The organism is Bacillus sp. FSL L8-0099, from assembly GCF_038006385.1.
Classification (GTDB): domain Bacteria; phylum Bacillota; class Bacilli; order Bacillales; family Bacillaceae_G; genus Bacillus_A; species Bacillus_A toyonensis.
Genome location: NZ_JBBOVC010000001.1, coordinates 4,755,997 through 4,768,677, shown reverse-complemented (window position 1 = coordinate 4,768,677; position 12,681 = coordinate 4,755,997). Strand labels below are relative to the sequence as shown.

General features: G+C 34.9%; 14 protein-coding genes and 1 riboswitch. Of the genes, 10 read left to right on the top strand and 4 right to left on the bottom strand.

Annotated elements, in window-relative coordinates; translation table 11 throughout:
- Window positions 1-34 precede the first annotated feature (34 nt).
- Both MHH42_RS24330 and MHH42_RS24325 read left to right on the top strand, forming a co-directional pair.
- Window positions 35-724: a response regulator transcription factor gene (locus MHH42_RS24330; protein ID WP_000041849.1), complete on the top strand. Its 690-nt coding sequence runs from the start codon at window positions 35-37 to the stop codon at window positions 722-724.
- Window positions 721-2,571 carry a sensor histidine kinase gene (locus MHH42_RS24325; protein ID WP_070173870.1) on the top strand — a complete coding sequence of 617 codons (1,851 nt, stop codon included), beginning with the start codon at window positions 721-723 and terminating at the stop codon, window positions 2,569-2,571. Before MHH42_RS24330 ends, MHH42_RS24325 begins: the two co-directional genes overlap by 4 nt.
- A gap of 222 nt (window positions 2,572-2,793) precedes the next feature.
- Here the strand turns inward: MHH42_RS24325 and thiT are convergent, their stop codons facing one another.
- Window positions 2,794-3,462 (bottom strand): energy-coupled thiamine transporter ThiT, encoded by a 669-nt coding sequence (gene thiT / locus MHH42_RS24320; RefSeq protein ID WP_070173869.1) that lies wholly within the window; start codon window positions 3,460-3,462, stop codon window positions 2,794-2,796.
- Window positions 3,463-3,548: 86 nt separating this feature from the next.
- Window positions 3,549-3,650: riboswitch (TPP riboswitch) on the bottom strand.
- Between the two features lie 194 nt (window positions 3,651-3,844).
- Here thiT and MHH42_RS24315 point away from each other — a divergent pair.
- Genes MHH42_RS24315 through MHH42_RS24305 form a run of 3 tightly spaced genes read left to right on the top strand, consistent with a single transcriptional unit; the run spans window position 3,845 to window position 6,241 of the window.
- Entirely contained in the window at window positions 3,845-4,072 is a 228-nt protein-coding gene (locus tag MHH42_RS24315) for a FeoA family protein (RefSeq protein WP_000060512.1), read from the top strand.
- On the top strand, window positions 4,069-6,057 hold the full coding sequence (gene feoB, locus MHH42_RS24310; RefSeq protein ID WP_340894367.1) for a ferrous iron transport protein B: 1,989 nt from the start codon (window positions 4,069-4,071) through the stop codon (window positions 6,055-6,057). Before MHH42_RS24315 ends, feoB begins: the two co-directional genes overlap by 4 nt.
- A gap of 13 nt (window positions 6,058-6,070) precedes the next feature.
- Complete coding sequence (locus MHH42_RS24305) at window positions 6,071-6,241, top strand: FeoB-associated Cys-rich membrane protein (protein WP_000989588.1); 171 nt, start codon at window positions 6,071-6,073, stop codon at window positions 6,239-6,241.
- 37 nt (window positions 6,242-6,278) lie between these two features.
- Here MHH42_RS24305 and MHH42_RS24300 read toward each other — a convergent pair whose 3' ends face one another.
- Window positions 6,279-6,857 (bottom strand): lipoprotein BA_5634 family protein, encoded by a 579-nt coding sequence (locus tag MHH42_RS24300; protein ID WP_070173867.1) that lies wholly within the window; start codon window positions 6,855-6,857, stop codon window positions 6,279-6,281.
- A gap of 403 nt (window positions 6,858-7,260) precedes the next feature.
- Between MHH42_RS24300 and MHH42_RS24295 the strand changes: the two genes are divergently transcribed.
- The 5 genes from MHH42_RS24295 (at window position 7,261) to MHH42_RS24275 (ending at window position 10,208) form a co-directional block, all read left to right on the top strand.
- Window positions 7,261-7,926 (top strand): PspA/IM30 family protein, encoded by a 666-nt coding sequence (locus MHH42_RS24295; RefSeq protein WP_000110297.1) that lies wholly within the window; start codon window positions 7,261-7,263, stop codon window positions 7,924-7,926.
- Window positions 7,927-8,124: 198 nt separating this feature from the next.
- On the top strand, window positions 8,125-8,529 hold the full coding sequence (locus tag MHH42_RS24290; protein ID WP_000220091.1) for a DUF350 domain-containing protein: 405 nt from the start codon (window positions 8,125-8,127) through the stop codon (window positions 8,527-8,529).
- A 21-nt stretch (window positions 8,530-8,550) separates the two neighbouring features.
- Window positions 8,551-9,057 carry a DUF4178 domain-containing protein gene (locus MHH42_RS24285; protein ID WP_000051752.1) on the top strand — a complete coding sequence of 169 codons (507 nt, stop codon included), beginning with the start codon at window positions 8,551-8,553 and terminating at the stop codon, window positions 9,055-9,057.
- Between the two features lie 12 nt (window positions 9,058-9,069).
- A complete protein-coding gene (locus MHH42_RS24280) occupies window positions 9,070-9,888 on the top strand; it encodes a DUF4247 domain-containing protein (protein ID WP_000071184.1) in 819 nt (272 codons plus the stop codon).
- A gap of 101 nt (window positions 9,889-9,989) precedes the next feature.
- Window positions 9,990-10,208, top strand: a complete 219-nt coding sequence (locus MHH42_RS24275; protein ID WP_097837506.1) for a hypothetical protein — start codon at window positions 9,990-9,992, stop codon at window positions 10,206-10,208.
- A 160-nt stretch (window positions 10,209-10,368) separates the two neighbouring features.
- Here MHH42_RS24275 and MHH42_RS24270 read toward each other — a convergent pair whose 3' ends face one another.
- Together MHH42_RS24270 and MHH42_RS24265 are read right to left on the bottom strand one after the other, a co-directional pair.
- A complete protein-coding gene (locus MHH42_RS24270; protein ID WP_000415908.1) occupies window positions 10,369-11,241 on the bottom strand; it encodes a YitT family protein in 873 nt (290 codons plus the stop codon).
- Window positions 11,242-11,428: 187 nt separating this feature from the next.
- Window positions 11,429-12,466 carry a YdcF family protein gene (locus tag MHH42_RS24265; protein ID WP_340894363.1) on the bottom strand — a complete coding sequence of 346 codons (1,038 nt, stop codon included), beginning with the start codon at window positions 12,464-12,466 and terminating at the stop codon, window positions 11,429-11,431.
- Window positions 12,467-12,681 lie beyond the last annotated feature (215 nt).

The following is a 12,681-nucleotide window of genomic DNA, read 5'->3' as shown; positions in this document are numbered from 1 at the left end:
TAGTTTCTGAAGGCGAGAGGGGGATACATACGTTATGTCAAAAAACATTTTAATTGTTGAAGATGAAGATATATTACGTGAAATATTAAAGGACTATTTTTTAAGTGAACAATATGTAGTGTTTGAAGCAAGGGACGGGAAAGAAGCTTTAGTTGTATTTGAAGAAGAAGAGGTTGATTTAGTTATTTTAGATATTATGTTGCCGGAACTCGATGGATGGTCTGTTTGCCGAAGAATTCGGAAGACGTCCGAGGTGCCTATTATTATGTTGACGGCGCGCGTAGATGAAGATGATACGTTACTTGGTTTTGAACTTGGAGCAGATGACTATGTGACGAAGCCGTACAGTCCACCAATTTTATTAGCAAGGGCGAAACGATTATTAGAAAGTAGAAAAGCATCGAAGAAACCTTTAGAGAATGAAGATGATACGTTATCAATTCATGGTATCCACGTTCATTTTCCATCACGTACTGTTACTGTTGATGAGGTAGATGTTAGTTTAACGCATACGGAGTTTGAAATATTGGTGTATTTCATGAAAAACCAAGGGATTGTACTAACAAGGGAACAATTAATTTCAAGAATTTGGGGATACGAATTTGCTGGCGATGATCGAACAGTTAATAGCCATATTCGTAATTTGCGAAATAAATTAGGAGAGAAAGCAAAGTACATTACAACTGTAGTACGAACTGGATATAAATTTGAGGGGAATGTATGAGAAAAGGGATTGTACTAAAATTATTTACTCTCACAACAGCATTATGTATGTTAATTTTAGCGACGATATTTATTGGACAAACGATATTTTTCAAACAATATTATGCGAATCGAAAAGTAGAAGATATTAAAGTGAATTTAAATTCCTTTGAAAAGAATTATTTAAATTATGCAGGAAATGCAGAAGGAATTCAGAAACTGGAGCAAGACTTTTTTAGAGAAAATAATACGTGGATTACGACATTAGATCAGAATGGGAATTTAAAACATGTGGATGATTTTTATTTTGAGGTAACGATAGACCGTAGGAAACAAAAGGAGTTTGGACAACAAATATTCAAGATTCCCTTATACAATCTCGTCAATATAGAGGAGATTGATAATAAATCATCAGATCAGTTTTTAGGACAAACAATGTCTGTTTCTGGGATGAAACAAGAAGATAGTTTTATTCCATTCTCTTTCATGTTAAGTAAGCAAAATTTAAATGGATCTAATAAGCCATTAGAAAAAGCGTTTCAGGAGAAAATTAAATTAGATGAGGAGAAAAGGAGAGCAGCTGGGGAGCAACTTGTTAAGGAAAAGAAACCAGCTGTTCAGGAAGAAGCTGCTCAGGAATTAGGCTTTTACATAGAAGGACGTGTTACAAAAGTACAGTTCCCAGATGTAAAAGGTCCTGTGAATCCAATTTATAAAAATAGTATATTCTTGGATAACATAAAAGAATTTCAAACGGATTTATTATTAAAAGAGAGCAAGCACACACAATATGCAACACAAACAATGGACTATGAAAAAAATGATATAAAATATAAATTATTAATCAAGCCAATAAAAGAAAAAGATGGATCAGTAGCATATATATATGCGATGGCTTCTTTACAGCCTGTAGATGAGGCTGTACAAATGGTTCAAGATTATTACATATACATCATTGCATTTGTAGTTGTTCTCATTTTTCTAGCTTCGTTCTATTATTCAAAACAAATTGCAAAACCGTTACTAAAAATAAATGATACGACGAAAAAAATAGCGCATTTAGATTTCACAGAAAAAATACCAATTACTTCAAAAGATGAAATTGGTGATTTATCGAAAAATATTAATACGCTATCGAATAAACTCCATTCGCATATTGGACAGCTAGAACAAGATATTGAAAAGGAAAGAAAGCTAGAAAAGACGCGGAAGGAATTCATTTCTGGTGTTTCACATGAATTAAAAACACCGTTAAGTATTATGAAAAGCTGTATTTCTATTTTAAAGGATGGGGTAGCTGAACATAAAAAAGAGTACTATTTTCAAGCGATGGAACGAGAAGTAGATAAAATGGATACGTTAATTTTAGATATGCTTGAGTTAGCTAAATTTGAGTCAGGTACATATAAAATGAAAATGGATTCATTTTATATCGATACAGTAATTGAAGATATATGTGAACACCTTTCTGTAGAAATAGAGAAAAAAGAACTTCGTGTTCATAAAAATATAGGTCCATTTGAAGTAGTCGCAAATCAAGGCCGGATTGAACAAGTCATCGTGAACTTCATTACGAATGCCATACGTTATACACCGAATAAAGAGGATATTATTATTTCTACAATAGATGAGAAAAATCGTATAAAAGTGTGTATTGAAAATAAAGGTACTCATATTGAAGAAGAGCAATTAGATAAAATTTGGGATCGTTTTTATCGCGTGGATGCAGCACGTCATCGTTCACAAGGTGGAACAGGGCTTGGGCTTGCTATTTCAAAGAATATTTTAGAACTGCACGATGCTGAATATGGGGTAAAGAATACAGAAGATGGTGTGTTATTTTACTTCTACTTACTGAAAAAAGCGTAGATCATACATGCTACGCTTTTTTTCAAGTTATTTTCATATTATCTTTACCTAATCTTTATTTTTAAGAGATATAATCTTGTTAGAAAAAGAGGTTATGTAAGGAGTAGATTAGCCATGAATAGCAATTTACTAGGTGTGATGGTATTTATTTTTCTTTGTGCATTTATTGTATTTATTATCGATATTACTCATTGAGAATTTTGATATAAAAAAGGGCGCTAGTTAAGCGCCCTTTTTGTTTGCATTTATTTGATAAGCATTGATGCTTTTGAATAAGCGTGGTGAAGTGATAAATAAAAATATAAGTAAAACTGTACATAGAATAAAAGAACCAAGCATTGTGCTGCCATTTACGATTAATGAATATAGCACAGCTGATTGACCTTTCGGTGCATATTGTCCCCAGAAAATAATACCGGCAATAAAGTGACAGAAGTAACGAGCTAGACTACCGATAAATGTAGCAACGATAATGAATTCAATTACTTTCTTTCCTTGGTTTTGTTTTGATGAAGGTTTATCTTTATGGCTACTTAAGTTTGATTGTTCGTTGCCATTCGCATTAGATGCTAAAAGTGCATTTTGAATTGGACGATAGAATAACCCGGCAAATCCGATAAAAGCAAAGGCAATGAAGTACTCAATGAATGCTTGAACTGGTGTTAAAATGTAGGCATCACCTACGACAATTTGTAACAGTCCCCAAACTAAACCACCTAAGAAAGCTGATTTAAAGCCCCAGCGGTAAGCAATAATAAAAATAGGAATCATAGCGAATGAGATAGAACCGCCTGTTGGAAGTTTAATTGATAATGGTAAAATGTCGATGACCATGGCGAAGGCTGCAAGAATAGCAGATTCGATCATCGCTTGTAAATTAGTGTTACGCATGTTGTCTCCCCCTAAATCCAAGTTGTACAAAAAAGAATAGATATCATAGGAGGATACGAAATACGTAAATAAAAATGAGGTATGTATTTCGGACGTTTGCACAATCCCTGCGTTAGCATTAACTAACAGGTTCGAAGGGTCGGAACGAAGTGTTCCCTCTCAGCGGCATGGCTCCCCCAGTGATAACGAGATTCTTTATTTGCTATTGTTTATTGTAAGCGAAATGGATGAGAATGGCAAATGAATACCTTATGACAATAATTGAAATAGAATTGTAGCGAAATGTTAATAAATATGAAGTAAAAGGGTATAGTACAAGAGAAATTGGGTGTGGTATAATTTTTTTGAAAATAATTATCATTCTCTTCTGAGGGGGAAGGTTATGAGCTTAGTAGATATTAAAATTGGAGAGAAAGTGTTAGTAAAAAGTATTCAGTCTTTAGATCAGCTATTAAAGCGTAGACTAGCTGCTTTCGGTCTTGCTGAAGGAAGCGAACTTCGCCTGAAACAGAAAGCGATGTTTAAAGGTCCTTGTACATTGGAGTGTCGTGGACAGTTAATTAGTATTCGTCATTGTGACGCGAAAATGATAAAGGTGGAATTAGCGTGAATAAGGTAGCTTTGCTAGGGAATCCGAATACAGGGAAGACATCATTATTTAATGCACTTACTGGTTCTTATGAGTATGTAGGAAACTGGAGCGGTGTAACAGTAGAAAAGAAGGTTGGTAAATTAAAAGATAGACAAGGAACATTAATTGATTTACCAGGTGTTTATGATTTAAATCCAGTTTCACGTGATGAAGGTGTTGTAACAAACTTTCTATTAACAGAAGAATTTAATCATATGTTAAATATCGTAGATTCCTCGCAGTTTGAACGAAATATGCATTTAACGTTGCAGTTGCTCGAATTTGGCAAGCCAGTTTCAATCGGTTTAAATATGGTTGATGTGGCGAAGCAAAGAGGAATTGTGATCGATGTAAAACGATTATCAGAACTATTAGGTGTAACAGTCGTTCCTGTCGTTGCAAGAAGTGGAAAAGGCTGTGAAGAACTACTTGCGACTCTTAAAGAAAATGACAAAAAAGAGAAAAAGCCATTCCTTATTTCATATGGTGTACAAATGGATGAAGGAATTGGAGAAGTAATTGCTCTTTTAGAGACAGTGAATTACGAGCATCCGAGATGGTTAGCACTTCAATTTTTAAGCAATAACGAAGTAGTAGAAAAAGAAATGAAAGCATTACCAATTTATAAGGAACTCATAGCCATTCGATCTCGCTTAGAAGGAAAACTTGATTGTACGTTAGAAGAGCACATTTACAAAACTCGTGAAGCGTATATTGAAAAGTTAAAAACAAATGTTATGAAGCATGAGAAAGAAGGAAAAATTCCTTTTTCAGAAAAAATTGATAGATTAATTACACATAAAATTTTAGGACTTCCAATCTTTTTAGCAGTTATGTTTTTTATTTTTCAGGTTACGTTTACTTGGATTGGTACACCTTTATCGGATATGTTAGATGAGTTTTTTGGTGGCCAGCTTACGGATTGGGTGACGGCTGGACTTACAAGTATTGGAGCTTCTGATTTTATTCAAGCACTCGTTACAGAAGGTATTATTGCCGGCGTTGGTGCTGTGTTAGTATTTGTGCCACAAATCTTTGCACTATTCTTTTTCATTTCATTATTAGAAGACTCAGGATATATGGCGCGAATTGCAGTTGTAATGGATAGAATTATGGAGTTCTTCGGCTTAAACGGTAAAGCTTTTATTCCGATGATTATCGGTTTTGGCTGTAACGTTCCAGGTATTATGGCAGCGAGAACGATTGAACAGGAAAAAGAGCGTTTACTTACAGTTCTTGTAACACCATTTATGTCTTGTTCAGCACGTTTACCTGTATATGCATTATTTGCGGGAGTGTTCTTCCCTCATAGTCAGGCAACTGTTGTGTTCTCTTTATACGTTGCAGGGATTGTCCTTGCGTTATTAGTTACAAAAATTATGTCTCTTACTATTTTAAAAGCAGAAAAATCTATTTTCGTCATTGAACTACCGCCTTACCGCGTGCCACAAGCGAAAACGTTATGGCTTAGCACATGGGAAAAAGGGAAAGGGTTTGTTCGTAAAGCTGGTACATTCATCTTTGGTGGTTCGGTTGTCATTTGGCTATTAAATTATGCAGGTCCATCAGGATTTGGTGTTGATATGGGAGACAGTTACTTAGCGATGATTGGTGGATTTATCGCACCGCTATTTGCACCGCTAGGCTTTGGAACGTGGCAAGCTGCAGCATCCCTTTTAACAGGATTTTTAGCGAAAGAAGTTGTCGTTTCTACAATGGCGATTATTTATGCGGTTAAAGAAGATGTGCTTGGAAACGTAATAGGAGCACATTATACAGCATTATCAGCGTATGCATTTATGTTCTTTATTTTATTATACGTTCCGTGCTTAGCGACAGTAGCTGTTATTAAACGTGAAACAGGATCAGCGAAATGGACGATTTTCTCAGTCGTTTATCCGCTCGTAGTTGCTTATGTATTAACGCTTATTATATACCAAGTTGGATCTTTACTCGGATTCTAAAAGGAGATGTATGATGATGGTCAATATTATAATTGGAGCTATCATTTTTGGTTATGCAGCATATACGTTAGTTAATTTCGCAAAGCGAAGTAAAAAAGGAAAATGCGCAGCATGTTCTTTAAATAAGTCATGTCAGTCGCAAACCTGTAGTCCGGATATGGAGCAAATTGCTCATAATAAATAGAAAAAAGCTTTGCGAATTTCGCAAGGCTTTTTTTGTTTTACTTTTTAATTTTTACAAGTTGAGAAGCTTCTACTCCATTTGCTCCAGGTAGCTCTTTGCTTGGGTCTTTATCAAATTTCAAAATACCTACAGATTTTTCTTCACCTTTTACATTTACATATGTTGCATCATCAACGATAGCAAACATGTCTGCATAAGAACGGCCATCACCGATAATTGTATTGCCTTCATATTTTAATTTCGCGCCATCAATTGTAGCATTTTCAACTTTGTTTTTTGCGAATAATACACCTTGTTCTGTTGTTACAGCTGGTAATTTATCAAGTGATTTCGTGTCGTCTTTTGCATCCACTTTGCTAAGTAACTCTTTCTTCACTAGTTCTTCACCAGTTTTTTTATCCATTACAAGAACTTTTTTATCTTCTAACGTTGTAAGTTTCATTTTATAGAAGTCTTTTTCTTTCACTTCTTTTTTGTTTTTATCTGCAATTTGTGTTACTTGCTCTTCTGATCCGTACAGTATAAAGCCGTTCGCCTTTTCTCCTAATAAAGAACAACCTGATAATGCTCCGAATGAAATTGCTACTGCTAATCCGATTCCTACTAATTTTTTCATGATGATTTCTCCTTGTCATATGTTTTATAGTAAATACAGTTTTTGTATTAGTTCTTACAGTTTGAGAAGCTTGTTTGTTGCTTCTGGTATTAGTGTATAAGAAATATCGGAACGTAACTATCGAGTTAGCTTACAGTAACATTACAATAATGTAATTTAGTGAAAGTAAATAAAAATAAGTCAATTTTAGAGGGGTTTAATGAGAATATATTAGGAAAACAATATTATATCTGGAATGTCATATTATATTGGCTATATTTTGGAAATAACATGTAAGGACATATTAGTTTTGTTATAATAAACACATAGGCTGTAAACTGAATATTCTTTACTGTAAAGGAAGATTTTTCAGTTTTCCAAGTAGTGAATTTGAAATATGAGGTATATCATAGGAGGAATTTGGATGTCTGTATTTAAACGATTAAGAGATTTAACAATGTCGAATGTGTATTCAATGATTGAAAAAGCGGAAGATCCAGTTAAGATGACGGATCAATATTTACGCGATATGCAAGCGGATGTACAAGAAGCTGAGAAGAGTGTAGCAGCTCAAATTGCACTTGAGAAAAAGTTCAAAATATTATTTGAAGAGCAAGAAGCACTTGTGAAAAAACGTGAAGAGCAAGCTCATATGGCTGTTCAAGCTAGTAACTTAGATCTTGCGCGCCGTGCACTAGAAGAAAAACAAAATGCAGAGCAAAAAATGAATGAGTATAAAGCAAGCTATGAGCAAAATAAAGCAGCTGCTGATAATCTTCGTGCAAAGTTAGAAGAAATGCGTAAGCAATTAACAGAGCTGAAAAATAAACGTGAAACACTTGTAGCACGTGTAAATGCAGCGAAAGCACAAAAGAATATTAATCAGGCGATGTCTGGGTTTGATTCAAATTCAGCAAAAGCTGGTTTAAGCCGTATGGAAGAGAAAGCTCTTCAATTAGAAGCTGAAGCAGAAGCAAGCGGTGAAGTTTACAAAAAAGAAAAGTCATTAGATGATGAATTCGCTAGCTTAAACAAAAATTCTGCTGTTGACGATGAATTAGCTCGTATTATGAAGCAGTATGAGAAATAATATAGAATAGAGACAAATGAACCGACATGTCTAAACAAATTCATGTCGGTTTTCTATTACCCCGCTATTTGACGGTAGTAAGACTCCCGCCTCAACATTTCGTGAAAGCAGAGAGGTTGGTAGGAGCCAATAATCAGTAGGGGATGGAAAATGCCCCACTGATTAAAGTTTCACTTTATATTTAGAGGAGGTTTTGCAATGACATGGATGAATGTAGTAGCCATGCTCGTATGGACTGGAGCGAGTGCAGTACTTTTATTTGCAATTATGTGGGTTGATTCGATTTTTACAAAATACAATGATTTAAAAGAAATAAAAAATGGGAATACAGCTGTAACAACTCGTTTTGTCATGAAATTATTCGCACAAGGTTACATTTTATCTCAATCAATAACGAAAGCAAATGACTTATGGCAAGCACTACTTGCTTCAGCAGTTTCTTTCGTTATTTTATTAGTGGTAGAAATGTTTATTGAATTTGTGCTAAAGAAAATGTCTGGTTTAGATTTAGAAGAAGGTACGAAAGAAGGCAGTGTTGCGCATGCGATGTTAGCTGGATCATTACATATTGTTGGTGCACTTATTTTAGGGGCTTGTTTATAAAGAGAAAAGGAGGGGTAGATTGTGAGCTTATTTAAACGAATTAAAAATATAATGAAAAGTCCAGAGCCGCCGAAGCCGGAAAAGAGTCTTTTAACGTTAGCTCCTGGCGATATGATTGAAGTTTCATTAGTTATGTACGAATTAACTGGAAAAACGAGCATGCATTCTCGTAAGGAAATTGTTTTAACACTGCAAGATGGGAAAGATATTCGTTATTTGAAAATTGAAGATCGTGAAAATACGTATTACAAATTATATACACCAATTGATGGTCGCTTAGATTCAATTGATGAAGTCCCGACGACAATTGAAATGGATGATACTGAGTATCATATGGAAGAGCAATATAACGGACGTGTTGTTGTAATGGGGAAAACACCATTCGCTGCTTCAGAAGAACAGTACGTATGGGAATTTCAATCTGATAACCGAAAATTATTACGTATTGAATGGCAAAATGGTCGCACAATGATGTATGAGGGAGAAGCAATCATTCCTGCTGATGTACAAATTATAAGAGCAACGTAAGGGGGCGTAATCATGTCAAACCGATTGTTTACCATGATTAAATCGTTCGTGATCCCTATACTTGCTATCGTTATTTTACTTGTTGTTGCCGGTTATGCTTTATCAGGCTGTCAAGGCGGGCAGACGAAGTCGATTCAAGACCGTTATCCACTCGAGTCTGTTGCAAAGGAAGGTAAACAAGAATCTTACGTGTATAGGGCCGCCAATCGGTCTGTTCCTGAAGTAGCAAAGGAACTCATTAATGAAAGAGAACCGAAGCAAGCATCTAAAGAAGACGAAAATCAAATGTTCCTGGTTTATTCTGATAAGATTTATAATCTGCAAAAGGATAAAGAGAAACCGTCTGATACGTTAATTGAAATAAGTAATAAAGAGTTTGTCCGTCAAAATTACCAACCATCCTTCTTACAAGGGTATATTATGGGGAGTATATTAAACGATATATTCGGTTCAAAAAAATCATCATCTGGTGATTATCGAGGATATAATGACAGACAAAATCATAAACCAGTTATTCCGGAAAGGCCACCTACGAAAGAAGAAAAGAAAACCCCGCCTCCAATTACGAAGGAAGGGAAAGGATCTATCATTAAGCGAGGCGATAATGTAGATTCGAAGTCATCAGTAGGTGATAAGGGAAGTATTACTGAAAAAGGAAATAATACGACGCCTCCACCTTCTACCGGAAGCAAAGGGAAAATTACAAAAACACCAGGTGGTTCAAGCGGATCAGATGTGAAGCCGAAATCATCTATTAAAACCCCGCCAAGGAATACATCCCCTCCGAAAACGAGGGTCGGTGGTTCTGGGAAAATTACGAAGAGAAGATAGTATAGAGACCGAAAAGTGTAAATTGCTTTTTGGTCTTTTTTTTCGTCATGGAAATTAATTCCTTATAGCTGGTACAATGAAGTTATAAGGAGGAGATTATTATGACTATGTATAAAAGATTTAGTGTAATTATGTTCCTCGTATTATTCTTAAGTTTGTTTATTAGCACAACGATGAAATTTCACTTTGTAGTAGGTATTCTATGGATACTATGCACATGTACTCTTTTTCTATATGTTCCGTTTCGTTTTCAACAAGAAGTGCCGGTTTTTCAAAAGTATGTAGAGTGGATTAAACGAGGGAGCCGGTGGGGCGAGTAAAAATATATCAGCGCTTATTGGAATATATCGACCGCAACTCAAAATATATCAGCGATTATTGAAATATATCGACTTACCGACAAAAACTGACAACGATAGCAACTTAATAATAAAACGAGGCTGTGCCAAAATGTTGGCACAGCCTCGTTTTTCATAACGATTAATGAATATCACGTTTCTTGAAATTACCGCCTTTTACTTCTGCTACGTCATAAACTGTAATAAAGGCATTTGGATCGATTTCATTAATAAGATCTTTCATTTTACTTTCTTCTAAACGGTTAATTACACAAGAAATTTCTTTGAATTTCTCTCTTGAATAACCACCGTATACTTCGTTATACGTTGCGCTTCGGCCTAAACGATCGCGAATTGTTTCTACCATTAATTCAGGCTCTTTTGTGATAATTTTAAATGTTTTCGAACCACTTAAACCAACTTCAACGATATGAATCACTTTCGAAGCAATAAAGTAAGCAATTGCCGAAAGAATAGCTCCTTGAAGACCGAATACTGTTGATACGAAAATAAACACGAACATGTTTAAGAATAAAATAAGGTCACTCGTTCCAAAAGGTAACTTGCGAGAAAGTAATACAGCTAGCATATCGATTCCATCTAATGCTCCGCCGTTACGTAATGCTAGTCCCATACCAAAACCGATAATAATACCACCAACAACTGTAACTAATAATGTATCGCCTTCAATAATAGTTGGTATTCCGTGCATGACAACGGTACCTATTGCTAATGAAGCAATCCCGATAATGGAATAAATTGCAAAGCTTTTACCGATTTGCTTATATCCTAACCAAACGAAAGGAATGTTAATAACTGCGATTAGAGCCCCTAATGGCAATCCAAATAATCTTGAACTAACGATACTTAAACCAGTTACACCACCGTCGGATACGTTATTTGGAATTAAGACAGCCTCTAATCCGTACGCTGTAATAAATGCCCCAATAATAATCATCAAAGCTTTTGAAGCGATTTTTAGCTTATTGGGCTTGTTTTTGATAGTTTTCTCCATATAATTTCCTCGTTTCAAACTAGTTTCTTGTTTGTTACATCATTCACACCTAAATTTCATTTTAACATTTAATTTGAAAAAATTCTCCTTTAATGGATGTATGGAGGGAATATTATCGCCATATTATCTTTGAAATATTTTTGAAATGAGTATAAGAAATCCCATCCTTTCAAAGGATGGGATGCTATTAAGAAAATATAAAGCTAAGTACTGACACGAATAAAGCGAATCCTAAAATAGCTCCGCAAAACTTCATATGACGTTTACGTCCCATTACGACAATCGCAACGTATTCACGAATCATTGCATTAGGCCAGTAATAAAATGCGGTTTTTGATCCAATTCCTTGGCTATTTAGGCCAGCTTGTCTTGCATATATACCAGCGCGGAAAAGGTGGAAATTATTCGTTGTAAAAATACTTCTATACGTACCTTCAGGTTTTAAAGAGTCTATAATTTCTTTAGAGAACGACATATTTTGATATGTGTTTACAGAGCGATTTTCTTGCACTGTATGTTCAAGAGGAATTCCTTTTTCGACCGCATAATTTTGCATCGCTTCTGCTTCAGGAAGCCCTTCATCTGGACCTTGTCCACCAGAGAAAATAATTGTTGGTGGTGTATTCACAGCTGCTTGTTTCCAATAAAAGTCGATAGCTTTATTAATGCGGCTTGCAAGTAAAGGTGGTACTTTATCATTAATTAAGCCACTACCGAGAACGATGATGAAATCTTGATTACGTCTTGGTCTGTTGAATTGGTATAGAAAATAAGCACTTAAAAAGTTAGATAAGTGTATAAAGAAATATACGCTTATAAGAGAAATACCTGCAAAAATAGGCTCTAAATGTGATGAGACCAAACTTGCTGGATTTATAATAGGGAGTAACATAAAGAATAACAGCCCTAATGCAGCAAGGAGCGTTAAACAGTTAGTGAACCGTCTTCCTTCTCGCTTCATTAAAATTCTTGCATTAAGAAATAATCCAAACATTAAAGCGATAATACCGAAAGGAAGCATAATGAGGAGGGCTAAAAAAGGTAAAAATATAATGTAACGCAAGACAGCACTATCTGAGTTCAAAGATACGATTACGCAAAAAAGAAGGAAAAAACAGATAAAGGCATTAAATAAAAAGCCGTTTATGATTTTTCTCGGATCTTTTAAATAAGAGATAAGAAAAATCATAAACAATATAAGAGGAATAATTCCAAAATACAGCATAAATATAGTACACCTCAACTTGTATAAGAATTTGACATATCTTTTATATTACATGATTTCATAAGTGAAAATGAAAGAAAAAGGATTTTGAATTTTCTCAATAAGTTATATAGATACATATGTTAAAATGTATGTAAGGCGATATATTAAAAGTAAAGTGGTTGAAAAGGCACTCGGTAGAGTGTCTTTTCTTTTTTGTATGTAATTGTGCATAT